Raw genomic sequence first — 17,041 nt, 5'->3', positions numbered from 1 at the left:
CCGCAACAGTTATTAGGTAGGGCTTGAGATACTAGGGTTTTTCGAGTGGCCAGCCCTGGTAATGACGGTGCTGCCAAAAAACAATTTCCATTAACGTAACCACCGACAAATACTCTGACGGAGTTAACGCGCCCACTCTGTGGATACGGTTTAGCCATTCAACAGCACTAACGATCTCTCCGCGGCTAACGAGATAGCCGTACCGAAAAAATAACTTGCTGAAATAAATCCACCATATGGGGATAAACCGGGCCTCCAGTAAATTTCACACTTAAGCGACCAAACCGAGAACGGCGAATTGTAAAGGAGGACCGGGAAAAACCAGAAGAATTCTGCCCCACAATACGGACCCATGCCAAATTTTTGAACCTATAAGTAACAGTCTTATTCTTGAGTAACACTGTTCAGGCGTTGAATGGCTTGCAATACCAAATGTGAGCCCTGACTGATTTCATGTATGGCTTTTCCCGCAATATTCGCGAGATCTACTCCACGTATAATTTTATCTTCGCTTTTTTTCATCGAAGAGGCCGCCTCTTGTGACAGATAATGATTACGGCTCACCACTTGTTCGATTTCAATTGTCGCTTTCGATGTCCTGGCCGCCAGACTTCGAACTTCGTCCGCCACCACGGCAAAACCTCTACCCTGCTCTCCAGCTCTCGCTGCTTCAATCGCGGCATTCAGCGCGAGAAGATTAGTTTGTTCTGCTATACTGCTTATAGTTTTGGCGATAGTTGTTATTCTATCCGACTGCTGCCCGATCATAGAAATTTCTTCCGCCGCACAGGTAATATCACTGGAAATGCTTTTAACCAGATCAATCGTGTCCTGAACAGCCATAACTCCGCTCTCTGTGATCTTGTTGGTCTCATCTGATACATTACAGGCTTGCTGATAGGACTCAATAGCTGCACTCTGGCTTTGCGTAATATCTCTTGCGACTTTGACAATTTTTCGCAATCGTCCTTTACTATCGAGCACCGGGTTATAAGTAGCGCTCAACCATACTACCTGACCAAATTTATCAATCCGCTTGAACAACCCTGATCGAAAATTTCCGGCATTCAAATCTTTCCAGAAGAAATTATATTCAGGCGAACCCACATATTCAGGCACACAAAAAATACTGTGGTGCTTTCCGATTATTTCTCGACCGTAACCAAATGAATTGAGGAAATTTTCATTAACATCGAGAATTCTACCCTCGGGAGAAAACTCAATGATGGCCATCGATTTGTTAACAGCCTTAACAAATTCGCTCTGTTCCTGCTCTCTTTCCACTTGAGCAGTTACGTCAACCGCGAGTTTCAAAATACGATCAACTTGACCTGCGTCGTTCAACACGGGAGTGTACGTGGCCTCAAGCCAAACACCTTTGCCGGCCTTGGTGATCCGCGCATATCGTCCTTTAAGGTAATGGCCTTTGGTGAGTTGCAACCAGAAGCTGGAGTACTCCGGTGACTTGACATAACTTGGCTCACAGAATATTCGATGATGCTGCCCTAACAGGTCAGAGCGCTCATAGCCGAATAAGGCAAGAAAATTTGAGTTTACCGAAGTAATGATGCCTGAAGGATCGAAGATAATTGAAGCAGTGGATTTGTCGATAGCGGAGATATATTGTTGTAGCGAACGCATCTCCAACTGAACATTCTGAAGCTCTTCCTCAACTTTCATGGAACGCCGAAAAAACATTTCTCCCCCCAGGACTTATTTTTTCTAATCCTAGCATGTGGAAGATTAGTGAGCCTTTGGCGCGAGGGAAAATATCTTTGCTGTAGGGTTATATGTTTTTAGCCCGGCTGCTGCCGATTTGGATCAGGACTACCGGTATGGGTGGTCACGCAAATGAGAAACACACTCAACAATGCATCCACCTCAATTTCTGAAATGAGTTACAGCTTATGTGGCTCAGGTCGTCACACGTTTGATTTACCGCCCTCCCAAGCTAACTCTTGATGTTAAATATACGCAATGCAGCGAGATCTCCCGCTTTACTCGCTTTTTGAACGTAGGCAGCCAGCGCGCCATAATCAGGCGGGAGTTGCGCGGCCCATTCAACCAAATCACTGACTGCGCCAAGATCGACCAACAGATTAAAATTTAATTTTTCCTCACTGTTAAGAATATTAAACTCTAACAAGGGCTGATCAGAGGAAGCAGGGTAATTATCATGAGGGACATCAACAATATTCGCTAGCTTAATGATCAGTTCGCGTAAATCAGCCAAATTTATGGGCTTTGTTAGATAACCGGAGAACCTAGCCTTAGTAGAATCTGAATCTGGCTGCATCGCTTGATGGGTAGCAGAAATCAAAATAACCGGAAGGGCAGGCCAATGTTCTCGCAGCGTCTCCACCAATTCCGCCCCGCTACAATTTGGCATCAAATAGTCCGTAAGCACCAAACTCGGAGGCGCCTCCCCCTTACTAACTAGCCGGTTGATACAATCACGCCCATCCACCGCGCAATGTACGTCGAAATTATTACTTGTCAAATGTTGCGCCAATAGCTCTCGAATATAAAGGTTATCTTCTACAATCCACACCACACGTCCACGACCATCATACGCCGGCACAGGCCCATCGAAATCGACTATTTGCCGCTTTGTAATATCAACTTCACGCGCCACTTTCACCGGCAAGAATAATTGGGCCGTGGTCCCGATGCCGACAATGCTGTCAATTACCAGCTTTCCGCCCATCAAAGTGACCCAATGATCAACTATCGCCAGTCCTAATCCTGCGCCTTCTGTTCGACTGTTGGCTACTCGGTAAAACGGCGTAAAAAGTTTCGGTAAATCGTCTTTTGGTATACCACAGCCGGAATCACTGATGGTTATCATCAACAATACTTCATTGAGGCTACCGTCCAGCGGCTCACACAAAACCCTAAAACCAATCTTACCGCTTTCGGTGTACTTGGCAGCATTATCAACCAAATTTATAATGACCTGCCTAAGTCGCTTGTCATCCACCACAATCAAACTGGGGAGGCATGGTGAAATATCAAGCTGGAAGGTGTTATTGTTTCTACCTGCCAGTATCTTAGCTTCCATGACAATCGTATCCAGAAGCCCATAAATATAGGTAGCCTTCGGCTCGACCGTGTCGCTGGAAACGCCGCGGGCATGCTCAATCAAATCGTTTACCAGGGTCAACATATGCCCCGCGCTTTTCAAGATCACACCAATTTTTCGGCTTCCCCTTGAATTTTCAGATAGCAATAGCTGACCATACCCGATAATTGATGTGAGCGGCGAACGCAAATCATAACTAACCCGTCCGAGAAACTCCGCCTTGGCAAGAATTGCGCTCTCCGCAGCTGCCAGCGCTCGCTTAAGTTCGAGCGTGCGTATCGCAACCTGCTCTTCCAGAAAGACTTTCTGGGTTCTTTCGTTGTTCAAAAGCTCTAGCTCGGTGCTACGGCGCTTGAGCTCGTGTTGGAACGAAAACACCCCGACTACACCCAATATGGTAATCAACTTAATCAGAACAGGACCAGCCCTGAAATTCTCAACGAATCCAAGATTGAAGAGGTAGTCAATAACCAGCCAGCAGCTTTCAGACCAACTCATAAAAAACAACAACACTAAAGCGACCCTGAAAGTATTGCCCTGGGCCTTGAATCGAATTAATGATAGGGGCCACAGGAGTAATACAAGCATATTGAACATCGCGCACGAGTTCCGCGCCGTGTTTTTGTCGACAAACAGGACCACCAACATCATAACTACGCATAAAAAAATCATGAAACAATAGAAATGCTGCTCACGCTTCCGATCAAATGGTTTCAACAACCATGCAAATGCGCATAAAAAGCTTGCTATTGACAGCAGCCAAAAAGCTAAACCGAAGCTCACAGTTTGGATTCGCTCACCATTGAACAAGTAGAAGGCCATGTAGCCTCCCTTCTCAGCCTCCACTGCATAGCTTGAAAACAACCACACCGCCAGCATGCCGAAGCTGAGATCGAAGCGCAGCAGCAGAATGACAGAGAGGACTAAAACACTGCCGAAAAGCGCGGCATGAAGCAACTGCTCGATACTGTCTTCATCAAGTACGGCCTTGATATCCCACAAACGAACATCTAGGGTGGGTAAGCTCTCAGTTTCAACGCGAACAAGAACGTCAAACTCAGAGTTTGGTGGTAGCTGCACACGCACCAGGTTCCTTCGACTGCTAAGCGGTCGCGACTCAAAGGGAACCGACATCCCCACATGGCTTTTAGACATCAGGTCGACTCTGCCAAGAGAATACTTATAGACATCAATATCACCGATGCGCCAGGGAGCAATTTCCAACCAACGATCTTGCGCATCTGCAGTATCATTACGAAGCTTGACCTTCAACCATGCCACTGAGTGCTTTCGTGGTGAAGCTATGCCAGCCCTAGTCAGGGGCATCCAATCAGCGCGGCGAAGCACCTCATCCGGCGTCAAGTTCGAGTCGACTCGATCCTTAATAAAAACCGTATCACTTCGTAAGTCTACATGAGGCGCTGGCTTGTCATTAATAATTAAATAGTAACTGACAATTGACAGTAGAGACGCTATAACTGCGATAAGGACGGTGTACGTCAGGAAGCTCGGCGTCGGTCTCATATCAGTCGTCCAGCGCCTGTCGATGAGAGCGGAAATCCCTCGGTGAAACGCCATAACGATCTTTGAATGCGGTTGAGAAATTAGCCCCACCAGTAAAACCGATCTCAATAGCAATGTCCTGGATCGAGATAGCCGTTTTAGTCAGAAGCATACAGGCCTCTTTCATGCGCTCCTCGCGAAGATATTCAAAAACGGTTATACCAACACAGTTTCGAAATGCTTCATTCAATCGCTTGGTGTTGGTCCCCACCGCAGCGGCCAACTCCGCCAACTCCGGAGTCTGTGAAAGCGATTTAAGCATCAAGTTTTTAGTTGACTCGAAAAGAATTTTATCTAGGTTCCCCAGCGCTTTGTTTGGGTCAGCCAGGGCCGGCGTTAAAGTTGGTGAAAAAGTTTTCAAATGAATGGACAGCCGAAGGCGAACCTCATCCAAGTTATATGGCTTTGAAATATAGTCAACGGCCCCCGCTAGCAACCCTTGCACACGCTGTTCTGGCATTCCTGCGCCAGTTAAAAAAATAACGGGTATATGCCTAAGATCTTTGTTTGCCTGTAGCATCCGGCAGCACTTCAACCCATCACAGACAGGCATGAACACGTCCATTAAAATCAAATCGGGGTTGACCAGATGCACTTTTCTGAAAGCATCTTGTCCGTTGGTGGCCAAATATACACGACACCCCAGATGCTGTAAGTACTCAGCCAAAAGCTGGCGCTCCGCATCCACATCATCGACCACCAGAATACGCCGACCCACCAATTTCTCTAGCTGCACGCTTTTCATTTATTTTCTGTTCCTACAGCGACATTCAGTAAGCCTAGCCTTCCCTGCGGCTGACTGAGAATTTTCCCCCTCGATCAAAACTTTTTGCCCTCAAGCAAAATAGTCTAGACCGTGATGGCCTTATAGTATAACCAAAGAAAACGGCAAATGAAGAACACGACAAAGCGTTGTCTAGCGATGCCAGGTTATTGGCGCCAAGTAGCCAGCGCCTTATCACCTATGACAGCCCAGGCCTGTATATCTTGCACTGTGATTCGGTGGCCCCATGCTTAAACGTATCCATAAAGACCAAAGTCGTATCGGTATGTTCGTTGAATCTCTGGAGGGCAACTGGTTATCACATCCTTTCTGGAGAACACGCTTTAAAATAGACAGCCTGCAAACGCTCAAGTCTTTAACTGAAAGCCATATTGATTATTTATGGATTAATACTAGTCGCGGCTTAGATACGAACTATTCTACGGACCAAAATTCATCGCCTGCCAGTTATACGTCCAGCCCACAACTAGCTTCTATGGAAGAGCGGCCCTCAAATTCTTTGTTAACACAGCGTTCAGAAGAATATTCACTTGCCGCGCAGACACTTAATACATCAAAAACCACCGTCATTGACACATTTCGTGAAGCTCGACTGGGCAATGCTATCCGAATCAAGAACTGCATGGAGATGGTCAGTGGTATATGTTGTTCTCTTTCTAGAGATCAAGAAGCGCTCATTAGCCTCGCGCGTTTGAAAAGTAAAGATGAATATACCTACCTACACTCTGTAACCGTCTGCGCCCTGATGGTTGCGCTCGCCAGACAGTTGGGGCTTAACGAGAGCGAGCAGCGGGAAGCGGGCTTGGCTGGTATGCTACATGATATAGGTAAAGTGAATATGCCTGATGAGATCCTGAACAAACCAGGAGCCTTAAGCGAAACGGAATTCGCCACAATGCAGACCCACCCCCAAGCTGGCTACGAGATACTGTCTAATACAATAGGAATACCAGAAGTTGTGTTGGATGTATGCCTTCACCATCATGAGCGAGTGGATGGCAGAGGATACCCGCACGGACTAAAGGGCGGATGCATCAGTTTGTATGCCCGGATGGCAGCGATCTGCGATGTCTATGATGCGATCACCTCACGTCGAGCCTATAAAGAAGCTTGGGATGCCGCAGGATCGTTGTCTCAAATGGCCACGTGGACCGGCCATTTTGACCCTGCAATTTTCCAAGCCTTTGTGAAAGTGGTTGGAATTTACCCCGTTGGCAGCTTAGTGAGCATGGAGTCAGGCCATCTGGCTGTGGTTATAAAGAATACGCCCAGCGCCTTGACCAATCCGATAGTTAAATTTTTCTATGACATACGCACAGGCACTTATCTTACGCCGGTGGTGGTTGACCTGACGAAAAATAATCGGGCAGACAAAATTGTGAAACGCGAGGAGCCATCCGCGTGGGGCATTCATGACCTTGAGAGCTTATGGCGGCAATGAATAACATTCACACAATTCACATCAAGCTAGTTAGTAGAGCGGCACGTTAAATAAATTGACTAGATCGATTATAACCCTGCCCGCACACAAAGCTGTGGTTCGTTACCCCCTATATCCGGAGATGGTATGTTAGGCGCACGCCAACTTCGAAAATTCAAGACCGCTCATACGACGAAAAACAGCAAATAGCAATCTAAACACAGATTTAGAAATGCATATAGCCAGCCTTAAGCTCTTGCCAGCTGCTCAAATATAAAAGGCAGACCTCCTGATGAACAACGCTGAGACATTCAACCCACTAGCTAATGAGCTACCAAATTTCATTGAAATGTTAGAGGAAATCACGGACTCGGTATTGATTATAAACAAAGATTTTAATATATGCTTTTCAAATTCGTCAGCATCCGCATTGTTTAACCAGCCGAATAGCAGCCTTGTGGGAGCTAAGGTCACGACATTATTGAACAGTTCTGGAGGGCAAGCGCTCCTGGCCAGTCCAAAAACTCTCGAGGATATCATCACCGTTAGTGGAACAATTGAAATCCCGATACGTGCGGAGCCCGTTCAAAAATTAAAATATCACGTCCGAGATTACTGGGTGAGTGCGCTCGACGGCGAACAATACACAATTTTATTATTTCGCTTCAGCGAGAACATTTCTGAGCTTAATTATCTGGCAACCCACGACAGTCTTACCAACTGCTTAAATTGCAACCAACTACTCCCAACCTTGGAATCATTCAGCAATCACCGCGCACAAAGGGACACGACCCTCACACTATTTCATATAGATGTGGATAACTTTAAAAAAATCATAGCCAACAGCTTGGAGTGCCCCATTACGGCTAAAGGCATAGACTCACAACAACAGGTCCGTCTTTTGAAAAAGCATGGTTTTAAGTATGCTCAAGGCGGCTTTCTTCATCCTCAATTGCCTTTTGAGGATCTCAAACAACTGCTCTCTAGCTGACATTTTTATAAATATCAAAACGAATTGGAGTTGGCGCATGAGCCCCATTACTGGAATATTATTCATTTTTCATGACGACCATAACAATTGCCTCTGCCCTTGCTATGGGCTGCTAGAGGAGACATCCGTCAATGACCCTGGCGTCGCCATGCTACAAGGGAAACACCCATCACATCTCAGTTATGCTCAGTATTTTCTGACTGTATCGCAGGCGATGCGGCCAACGGCATGGTTGGCAATTGCCGCATGGTTTGCAGAAGCCCCAGCGAGAAAACTGACTATGCAGTTCGGACAAAAGTACGTACATGCCCGTTCGCTACTGGAAATCGCCGTCCTGTTGGAAGAACTCCTCTCTCAAAACAGACGGCATGCCACTAGACGCTCTTGAGCGTCTACCTCATTACCTTTTGGGGCGCTGCCTCCGCTAACTCGACAGCAATTTTCGCGATGGACGCTTTCTCCTAGTTTTGTCCAGATACCCGACCAGAAACGGCTATGCCGCGCAACGGAGTTCGATGCAGCCTCTAACACGGGCCGAGGCATTCCAGTGGCATTCATAGGAGGACGGAGCCCTTACTCTTTGGCGACAGACCAGTCTTCGGTTTAGGAGCTGGATGCCCCTTAGAAGGTGTAGTACGTCAGGCTACGCTGTAGACGGGAAGATCCATGCGAACGACAGCTCTCCCCACGCACGCGCGCCCTCCCATTCCATTATTTAACGCGCGAGATACTCACCTGTTCATAGCTTTAGTTCAAAAAATGCACAAATAATCATCGATGGAATAGTGCCGTACTCTCTTAGTAGATTTTCACATAAAGATAACTAAATCTTCACGTTGGGCTAGGTTATTCATGACGCGTCTAACGACCGACACTGATGCATCTTGTGCAATGGCAAAAAAGGAGGAGGACTTAGAGGAATGGAGATAACCACGATGTGTCTGATTTGCTTGGAAACAGCTGAGCAGTTTGCCACGTGTGAGCGGTGGGAAGAGCGTGTCTGTCCAAATTGTGGCCATTATAAAATATCCGCTGAGCTCGTAGCGTCCATGGCTGATGGTGAACAGATATTCGATGTAGAACGGACCAGAGCCTGGCTGGCGGCAGAACGGATGACATCTCCAGCGCCCGCGATTTGTGAAGGAAACGCCATGCTGCTGAGCGGCGCTGACTTCCTGGATCAGCCCCCTTTCCGGTGAGCTAGATTTTATAGACCGACATGGCTCTGAGCCGAACGTTAAGTATCAATCCGGGCCGCAAGAGAAGCGTCCCAATTGCGGGTTGGTTGGATTGGGCAACGAGTAAACCGACGCAGCCCCCTAGGTGCGAGTATCCCGAAACGGACAGATTGGCAAGCCACCACCTATGACGATGCGGCTTTCAAACAAAGCGCTCCATTCGCGCCCGCTCGCTCTGAAATCCGCTTTAGTCGATTGGACCGTCTTCGCGACCGGGCATGTGACCTTGTCCACGTGGTAACTCACTGTGATTAATTTCGAGATTGCATCTTGCCCGATTAGGTCAGCCGTTTCCTGGTCAAAAGCAAGCGCCCTCGAGGTCGTACGAGAAAATCATGTGAGCTGGTCTGGTAATCGTGGCGCAAATCCTTCCAGTTGAATTCGCGGAGTCTGTCTGAGGCCAGATCTAGGCCCCTGAGAAGGCCTAGTGGCACTACAGCACAGACTAGATTGGGGTGCTCGTTCATACTTGGGGCTGCTGGTGGAACCGACGGATCCGAGATAAAAGCTTATCCGATGTTTTGATGCTCAGGCGGAGAGCTGATCTGACCCGAACCGCAGCAGTCACTGAGCCAACCTGGCGTCAGTGCCGCTCGCCTCCGATTGTTACGAATTGATCAACCCACTGCAGGACATGTTCCGCTGGCATAGGCTTGGCGATAACATACCCTTGAGCAATATCACAGCCTAGGCGCATTAACAGATCTGCCTGCTCAATAGTCTCGACCCCTTCAGCTATAACCTGGCGATTAAATGATTTCGCCAGACCAATTATGGCGATGGTCAGCAATAAACTCTTCTTATCATTCAATATACCACGTATAAACGATTGATCAATTTTTATGGACTGCGTGTCTAGCTTTTCGAGATAACTAAGTGATGAATAGCCTGTACCGAAATCGTCCAACGAGAAAGTCACACCCAGGGCTTGGCAATCGTTGATATTTCTGACGGCACAGGACATATCGCCTAGCAAGACAGATTCAACAATCTCAATATCCAGCTGTTCCGGCCGCGCCTCGGGGTATTGGGCAAGCAAGCATTCTAATCTCTTAGCGAAACCTTTTTGCTGGAAATGCAAAGCTCCAATATTTACTGAAATCGACCAGTCTTTGCCTGATTTGCGCCATTGCGTGATTTGCCTCAGGGCTTCTTCCATAACCCAATTGCCGACATCCACGATCAGATTAGTATTTTCAATAAACGGGATAAAGTTCTGAGGGGAGATAACTCCATCTTGGGGATGCAACCATCGCAGCAACGCCTCGAATCCAATAGTCTTTCCGGTATTGAAGTCGATTTTGGGTTGATAATACAGCCGGAATTCGTTATTGCGGAGTGCCTTGCCAACTTCGACCACCGTTTCAAAGGCAGTGCGGCGCTCACTGTCCAGCAACAAATTAAATATATGAAAACAGTTCCTTCCCCTCAATTTAGCCCTGTACATCGCTTGATCTGCATGAAGGAGAAGCAAATCGCTGCCGACATCGTCTTTGGGGTAGAGGGTAACACCAATACTGGCGGAAATCTCCAGTTCGACACCGTCAATAGTATAGACCGAGGAAATATCCTGCAGAATCTTGTGCATCACCGACTCTAACTCACAGGTACTCGACAGGTGCAAAAGGAGTACAAATTCATCCCCCCCCAAACGCGCTACAGTGTCGTCACCCAAAATACCTTTCTTTAGCCGTTTACTTACTTCTATTAGCAACCGGTCACCTGTAGCGTGACCATATCGATCGTTGATAATCTTGAATCCATCAAGGTCAAGCACGCACACCGCAAGGAAAATCCCGCGTTTATTCGCCGTGCGGATAGCTTGTTTGAAACGTTTATCCAGCAAGGATCTATTGGGCAGGCCCGTCAACACATCATGATCGGCCCGCCACTGCAGTACGTCCATCAGCTTACGCTTTTCGGTAATGTCAAAGCGAATGGACACATACTTCTTAACTTTGGCGACACTGTCGAATGTTGGGACGATTGTACTGTCGACCCAATAGAGGCTACCATCCTTACGGATATTACAAATCTCCCCTTTCCAGACTTGTCCTTGTGAAATGGTGCTCCACAACTCAGCAAAGAACGCCGGCGGATGGATGCCAGAATTTAGAATCCGGTGATTTTGCCCGAGGAGCTCATGCGCGTTATAACCGGAAATAGCGCAGAAATGATCATTGACATATGTAATATTTCCCTCCATGTCGGTTTCTGAAAAAATAGCCGCCGCATCTACAGCAGCACGGTATCCTTCACTCATCTGCAAATTCCATAATTTTTCACGACATTACCTATTGAAGCGCTCAACCAATGCATGCAAACCGCGCGAGGTGGTTTCAAGCTCGCTCGCCCGAATCACTGCTGCATGAGAATTTTTCGCGGTCTGCTCCACGGTGCCGGCAACATTGTTGATCTGTTGTGCAATATCCTCTGCGACATGAGCCTGCTCCTCTGAGGCCGCCGCCATCTGTTGGCTCATGCCACTAATGCGCCCAACCGCTTCGCGAATACCTTCCAGCGCCTCCTGAACCTGTATGACCTGCTGCACACCATGGTCAGCTTCCAGAGTGCCGATCCTCGCGATATCGACTGCCTGATCGGTTCCTTTCTTCAGAGTTTCAATCACTCTCTGAATTTCTTGTGTGGATACCCGAGTTTTGCTTGCCAAGGCGCGCACCTCATCAGCGACTACAGCAAAACCGCGCCCCTGCTCGCCAGCACGCGCGGCCTCTATCGCAGCGTTGAGGGCGAGTAGATTGGTTTGATCCGCAATAGACTGAATGACCTCTGCGGCGGACATGATTTGTTGGGTCTCTCGCGCGAGATTGTCTACTGCATCGCTGATGTTCGTTACCGTAGTTGCCAGAAGCTGAATTGCTTCACGCGAAGTCCCGGCAACTTTATCACCTTGTACAGCCAGTACATGTGCTGTTTCGGCTTCAGTAGCAGTTTGGTGGACATGCCCGGAAACCTCGTTAATGGAGGCGGCCATTTCTGTCATAGCGGCAGCAGTCATGTCTGTTTCGGCGCGCTGCTCTACAAGCGCATGTTCGATTTGGGTTGAAAGCAAGGAGGCATGCGATGCCGCCTCGGCCACTTGGCCAGCCAGATCATCCAGGCGAGTGAGCGCGGTTTTTAGGCGCGCATCCTCACTGATCAAGATCAACTCCAACTGACCAAGGCTGCCTGGCCTGTCGCTATAAGTCAGAGAACTCAACGAGTCTTTGAAAGCGTGAGGGACACTTTCAATAATTGCCTTTAAAATTTTCTCCTGCCTGGTATATACCCACCAGCCAGAGGAGAGAAATAACAGAAATGTCAGCGGCAGGGCTGCTAGGCTCGGCAACAGTAGAATCACACCGCAGGCGACCATCCCAGCTGTGGCGGGCACCATCTGCTTGCGCAGTTTTACAGTTAAGTCACGCAACGCCGGAATTGCCGACTTCCCAGCTAGTAAACGAACATACAACAGTTCAGCGCGCTCTACTTGTTTACGGGTAGGTTTGACCCGGACAGACTCGTACCCTGTCAACCTGCCATCTTCCATAATTGGAGTTACGTAAGCGCTGACCCAATAAAAATCTCCGTTTTTGCAACGGTTTTTCACTACACCCATCCAGCTTTTACCAGCTTTCAGGTAATACCACATAAGCTCAAAAACAGCAGCCGGCATATCTGGGTGACGTACCAAATTATGTGGGCTGCCCACGAGCTCCTCACGAGAATAGCCGCTTATACTGACAAATTCGTCATTGCAATAGAGTATCTTTCCCGAGGGGTCAGTGGCCGAGATCAACCGTTGCGAATCCGGAAAGGTTTGCTCCACCAGTGTGACTTGCCTAGTGCGGTTCTGAGGGCCTTTAAACATACGAATTACCGATGAGTGATTTAGTTTTTGCCTTGATCTAGAATTATCGCCTTACAAATAGTCAAGCTAAGTTTTGCCACCCGTCAAATTCCCATCGTAGAAAACGGAAGCCAAATACGCCCATTATTCGATCGAGCGTTTTAACTCGCAACCGCTTTTTAAAAAACTACCGAGCGCCACTTACATTTAACGCATTTTTGCTGCAATATCAGTATTCAAGGGTAGGATGGCTTTGTTGAGAAGGCTGATCACGTGACCGTGCTCCTATCACCACACGCCTGTTGCAAAGCTTATTTCCCACTTGCTCGACAAGCGCTCGCAATGAATTTTATGCCAGAGAGCAGATAGGCACCTTTGATTACGCGCCCAGTGGGTTTGCTTGGTGGCAGAAATATGGGTGCGCTATCGCCCCGCCTCACCTCGGAACGTATGTTTAAAATCTGAGATTTGGTAAATCCATGGATCGTCACCGAGCTTCTCGATGAACGATTGGTTACCGTTCATCGCAGCTTGTAGCGCAAGCTATCTCAATGTAACCCGAACAGCTCGGCGACGCTCAAGGCAATCATTGGCAAGCCTGAACACAGCCTACGCCAAGCGTTTGGTCATTCGTTAATTGAGCTCAAGTCAATGGACAGACTCCGTTCGCTTGCCGCACTCCTTGCACTCAACGCGCCGGCGTTGGCAATGCTGCCTCACCGAGTGACCCTGGATAGGTAGGTCACGGATTGAGCGCTGACAGTGCTCGTGAATGATAGTGCTGGGCTTGTGGAAGGCGCTGCAGGTGAAAATTTGGTGAGCTGATGGATCAGGTCGATCATCATCGCCGTCAGATCTAAGATCGCAATGACGGAAATAGTCCTCTCCCAAAAGGGCAGAAACGTATTAAGAACGTGCACAAGAACGCCGGCTTGTAGATATGGTTGCTTGTACGAACATCATCCAAAAAATCGGCGTTTATGTTTCTGTTTTCCTGGGATTCAGTGAAGAACCTTTTTTCTTGCCTGCTGGAAAGGGAATCCAGTGTGCCCCACAGATGGCTGGTGCTAAACATTCGAGGCGTTCACTCAATGGCGGTCAGCCCAAGAAGCTGTTTGTCCAGCACGCTCGTTCTGAACGTATGAAGGTCGAAGAGCGAGTTGGACTGCAAGAGTGGCTTTTCAGTCCCGGCGCTCGCCAGCAAAGGGTTACCCCTTCGGCATCAATCAAGAAATTCCACGCCGGCGGACTAAGTATTTTCTGCTGAAACAGGACCATGGTTGCGCGAGGGTGTACTCGGCTTCGAGAGGACACCCATGAAACTGCCGATCCGAAAATATCTGCCCATCGCCGCAGGATTGCTCATCCTGGGCGGCATCATCGCGTTCCAGCAATACCAGCTGTCGACCCTGTCTCGCGCTGTGAACGGAGCAGCAGAGAAAATTTCCATCGACGCACTCCAGAGCAGGGTGAGCACGATCGACGATCGTCTCGACACTGTGTCAGGCAAACCCCTGGTCACGATGGAAGACTTCCGTGTTAGCCAGCAAACACTCTCGAGCCGGATCGATGCAGTGCAAGCCACGGCAAAGCAGGCCCACGAAGCTGCAGTTGAAGCCACTCGCTCATCCGCGACTGCGGGGGATCTCCTGGTACTGAAAGCCGACCTTGAGTCACTTGACGGCAAACTGCAGAAAATGAGCAGGCCACAGGCCCAGGCAACTGCACCAGCTCCTAAAGCCTCCACTTCCAAACCGAAGGCGAAGCCCGCACCGGTTAAAGCCACGCCCATGCCGCAAGAGCCTCCGCCATTTCAGATGGTCGGTCTCGAATACCGGGGCGGCGAGCGCTTTCTATCTGTTGCCCCCACCGGTAGCACGCGACTGAGCCAGATCTACCTGCTTCGGCCAGGCGAAGTGGTCAGTGGCAGCACCTGGCGACTCAAGGCTGTAGATGAACGAACTGCAACCTTCGACGCCGGCGGCACAACCCGAACCCTGAGCATCCAGCCATGAGAAAAGCATCATGAATCTACCGATCGTTCGAGCCGTCGCCTGCGCCTGCGCATTTACTGCTGCGGGCATTGAGGCCGCGCCGCTTCCTTCCGCTGTAGGAGGAGGCGCCCCCAGTGTTCAACAGCTCACCAGCGAAAGCATCCTGTCGCAGGACAAGCTTCATGATAAAGCAGCGCAGGAGTGGGGCCTGACCTCCAAGGAATACGAGCGATATCAAGAGGTGATGCAAGGGCCTCGGGGGGTGTATTCGCCGGGGCTTGACCCGCTAACTGCACTCGGAATCGAAGCTCGATCGGATAGTGAGCGGCGCCGGTTTGCCGAGCTCCAGGTTCAGGCAGAGCGTCAACGAGTCGACAGGGAGCTCGCCTACCAGCGAGCCTACGATGAGGCGTACCAGCGTCTGTTCCCGGGCATCAATGCCATTGAGATTTCGGCCTCCCCTTCGGCCCGGTCCGGGTCCGGGAGCGGCCCAGCTCTGGAAGGTAACGGGCGAATGGCACTCTTCGTCAAAGACGACTGCCTGCCCTGCATCGACCAGGTCAAACGCCTGCAGGCGTCCCAGACGCCGTTTGACCTCTATTTCGTCGGCAGCCAGAACGACGATGAACGTATTCGCCGCTGGGCAATCCTCGCGGGTGTTGACCCGTCCAGCGTTAAAAGCCGACTGATCACACTCAATCATGACCAGGGTCGTTGGATTCGCCTCGGTCTCGGCGGCTCGCTGCCAGCGGCCGTGACGCAGGTGAACGGATCATGGCGCCGTCAATGAGTTGGTGGCAGCTCTGCCTGCTGCCGGTGCTACTGTTCGCCGGCAATGCGTGGGGCGTGGAAGATCCGCCACCAGCTTACAAGGCGATCGCCATCAGGCACGGGGTTCCACCGGTCGTGCTCTATTCCGTGGCGCTGCAGGAGAGCGGCACCCGCCTTCGGGGTCAGCTTGTGCCCTGGCCGTGGACGTTGAATGTCGCGGGCACCGGCTATCGCTTCGCCACCCGCGCAGATGCTTGCCGAGCGCTGTTGGTCGCAATTGCGATCGCTGGGCCCGCTCGAGTCGACGTGGGACTGGGGCAAACCAATATTCGCTCGAACGGGCATCGCTACAGCTTTCCCTGCGAAGGCCTGGACCCCTACAAGAACTTGGCGGTGACCGCCCAGATCCTGGCTGAGCAAAAGGCCAAGGGGGGAACCTGGATCGATGCTGCCGGGCGGTATCACCGCCCGGCCGGCGGCGCGCCGGCGGCAAAGTACCGTGGCTACTTCGCGAAACATCTCAGCCGGGTCACCGGCATCAATTTCGAGGTACGGACCCCATGACATATCCCCACGCTTGGCGGTCACACGTCTTGCAAGCCCTGGCGTTCGCGATAGTGAGCAGCCTGGCCCTACCCACCAGTGCTGACCAGCAAGCTGTGCTCACAGTAGTGGAGGACCGCGGCGGAGCATCCGCATTGCCCTACTACCAGGACATTGACCCCGAGCCTGCGCACGCTCCCCCGGTTGTGACTGGTGTCCGGGCTGGTGGGGCGTTCCCGGTGTTGACTCCAGAACTGAGTCCGGGCCCAGTACAGGGACGGGTCATCAATGCAGCTGGTCTGCAGCCGATGTTCATCGTCGGGGATGATCAAATGTCGCAGGCCTGGCTCAAGCAGAAATTGCCGGCACTTCAAGGCCTGCAGGCAGTGGGGCTCGCCGTGAATGTCGGCAACGCAGCACGACTGCAAGAGATCCGCCGCTGGGCTCCCGGGTTGCAAGTGATGCCCGTTCCTGCCAGCGATATTGCTGGTCGCTTGGGGCTGCAGCACTACCCGGTGCTGATCACAGCCACAACCCTTCAGCAGTGAGACCCGGTATGCGCCCAACACGACCTGTTTCGCCGGTGTTCACGCTGATCATCAGCCATCCCCTGCACCGACCCGGCCGCGAGCAAATGATCGAGCAGGTCCGCCACGTGAGCGAGCTCTACGGTGCGCGCTTAACCGGGATCTCCGAGTTCAACGAACACGCATTCGCCCAGCGCCTGGCCGAACGGCTGACTCCGGACCAGGTCGAGGCAGCACGCGCTGAAGCCGACGCCCTGACCTACACCTCGAGGACGTGA

Annotated in this window: 13 protein-coding genes and 2 pseudogenes; 9 read left to right on the top strand and 6 right to left on the bottom strand. The window is 50.4% G+C overall.

The window, feature by feature from the left end; translation table 11 throughout:
• Window positions 1-384: 384 nt before the first annotated feature.
• The 4 genes and pseudogenes from DM374_RS34210 to DM374_RS02495 all read right to left on the bottom strand — a co-directional run.
• Window positions 385-723 (bottom strand): annotated as a pseudogene (locus DM374_RS34210) (methyl-accepting chemotaxis protein); the annotation flags it as partial.
• A 201-nt stretch (window positions 724-924) separates the two neighbouring features.
• Window positions 925-1,641, bottom strand: a pseudogene (locus DM374_RS34205) (PAS domain-containing protein); the annotation flags it as partial.
• Window positions 1,642-1,951: 310 nt separating this feature from the next.
• Window positions 1,952-4,606, bottom strand: a complete 2,655-nt coding sequence (locus DM374_RS02500) for an ATP-binding protein (RefSeq protein ID WP_177431499.1) — start codon at window positions 4,604-4,606, stop codon at window positions 1,952-1,954.
• Between the two features lies 1 nt (window position 4,607).
• On the bottom strand, window positions 4,608-5,390 hold the full coding sequence (locus tag DM374_RS02495; protein ID WP_110968416.1) for a response regulator transcription factor: 783 nt from the start codon (window positions 5,388-5,390) through the stop codon (window positions 4,608-4,610).
• A 265-nt stretch (window positions 5,391-5,655) separates the two neighbouring features.
• Between DM374_RS02495 and DM374_RS02490 the strand changes: the two genes are divergently transcribed.
• The 3 genes from DM374_RS02490 to DM374_RS33055 all read left to right on the top strand — a co-directional run bounded on the left by DM374_RS02490 (window position 5,656) and on the right by DM374_RS33055 (window position 8,228).
• The gene (locus DM374_RS02490) at window positions 5,656-6,870 is read left to right on the top strand and encodes an HD-GYP domain-containing protein (RefSeq protein ID WP_110968415.1); all 1,215 of its coding nucleotides are present in this window, start codon (window positions 5,656-5,658) and stop codon (window positions 6,868-6,870) included.
• 271 nt (window positions 6,871-7,141) lie between these two features.
• The gene (locus DM374_RS02485) at window positions 7,142-7,840 is read left to right on the top strand and encodes a nitrogen regulation protein NR(II) (protein ID WP_110968414.1); all 699 of its coding nucleotides are present in this window, start codon (window positions 7,142-7,144) and stop codon (window positions 7,838-7,840) included.
• A gap of 37 nt (window positions 7,841-7,877) precedes the next feature.
• The gene (locus DM374_RS33055) at window positions 7,878-8,228 is read left to right on the top strand and encodes a hypothetical protein (RefSeq protein WP_157969647.1); all 351 of its coding nucleotides are present in this window, start codon (window positions 7,878-7,880) and stop codon (window positions 8,226-8,228) included.
• A 1,433-nt stretch (window positions 8,229-9,661) separates the two neighbouring features.
• On the opposite strand, the gene DM374_RS02475 is transcribed toward DM374_RS33055, so the two are convergent.
• Together DM374_RS02475 and DM374_RS02470 are read right to left on the bottom strand one after the other, a co-directional pair.
• A complete protein-coding gene (locus tag DM374_RS02475; RefSeq protein ID WP_110968412.1) occupies window positions 9,662-11,341 on the bottom strand; it encodes a putative bifunctional diguanylate cyclase/phosphodiesterase in 1,680 nt (559 codons plus the stop codon).
• A gap of 27 nt (window positions 11,342-11,368) precedes the next feature.
• On the bottom strand, window positions 11,369-12,949 hold the full coding sequence (locus DM374_RS02470; RefSeq protein WP_110968411.1) for a methyl-accepting chemotaxis protein: 1,581 nt from the start codon (window positions 12,947-12,949) through the stop codon (window positions 11,369-11,371).
• Window positions 12,950-13,868: 919 nt separating this feature from the next.
• Between DM374_RS02470 and DM374_RS33405 the strand changes: the two genes are divergently transcribed.
• Genes DM374_RS33405 through DM374_RS02440 form a run of 6 tightly spaced genes read left to right on the top strand, consistent with a single transcriptional unit; the run spans window position 13,869 to window position 17,041 of the window.
• Window positions 13,869-14,195 (top strand): hypothetical protein, encoded by a 327-nt coding sequence (locus tag DM374_RS33405; RefSeq protein ID WP_177431498.1) that lies wholly within the window; start codon window positions 13,869-13,871, stop codon window positions 14,193-14,195.
• 49 nt (window positions 14,196-14,244) lie between these two features.
• The gene (locus DM374_RS02460; protein ID WP_110968595.1) at window positions 14,245-14,943 is read left to right on the top strand and encodes a methyl-accepting chemotaxis protein; all 699 of its coding nucleotides are present in this window, start codon (window positions 14,245-14,247) and stop codon (window positions 14,941-14,943) included.
• Between the two features lie 10 nt (window positions 14,944-14,953).
• Window positions 14,954-15,712 carry a TIGR03759 family integrating conjugative element protein gene (locus DM374_RS02455; RefSeq protein WP_110968410.1) on the top strand — a complete coding sequence of 253 codons (759 nt, stop codon included), beginning with the start codon at window positions 14,954-14,956 and terminating at the stop codon, window positions 15,710-15,712.
• Window positions 15,697-16,257 carry a lysozyme family protein gene (locus DM374_RS02450; RefSeq protein WP_110968409.1) on the top strand — a complete coding sequence of 187 codons (561 nt, stop codon included), beginning with the start codon at window positions 15,697-15,699 and terminating at the stop codon, window positions 16,255-16,257. Before DM374_RS02455 ends, DM374_RS02450 begins: the two co-directional genes overlap by 16 nt.
• Entirely contained in the window at window positions 16,254-16,784 is a 531-nt protein-coding gene (locus DM374_RS02445) for an integrating conjugative element protein (protein ID WP_110968408.1), read from the top strand. Before DM374_RS02450 ends, DM374_RS02445 begins: the two co-directional genes overlap by 4 nt.
• A gap of 8 nt (window positions 16,785-16,792) precedes the next feature.
• Window positions 16,793-17,041 carry a hypothetical protein gene (locus tag DM374_RS02440; protein ID WP_060500124.1) on the top strand — a complete coding sequence of 83 codons (249 nt, stop codon included), beginning with the start codon at window positions 16,793-16,795 and terminating at the stop codon, window positions 17,039-17,041.

The sequence above is a fragment of the Pseudomonas huaxiensis genome (genome assembly GCF_003231275.1).
Lineage (GTDB): Bacteria > Pseudomonadota > Gammaproteobacteria > Pseudomonadales > Pseudomonadaceae > Aquipseudomonas > Aquipseudomonas huaxiensis.
This window is presented reverse-complemented; position numbering and strand designations above follow the sequence as displayed.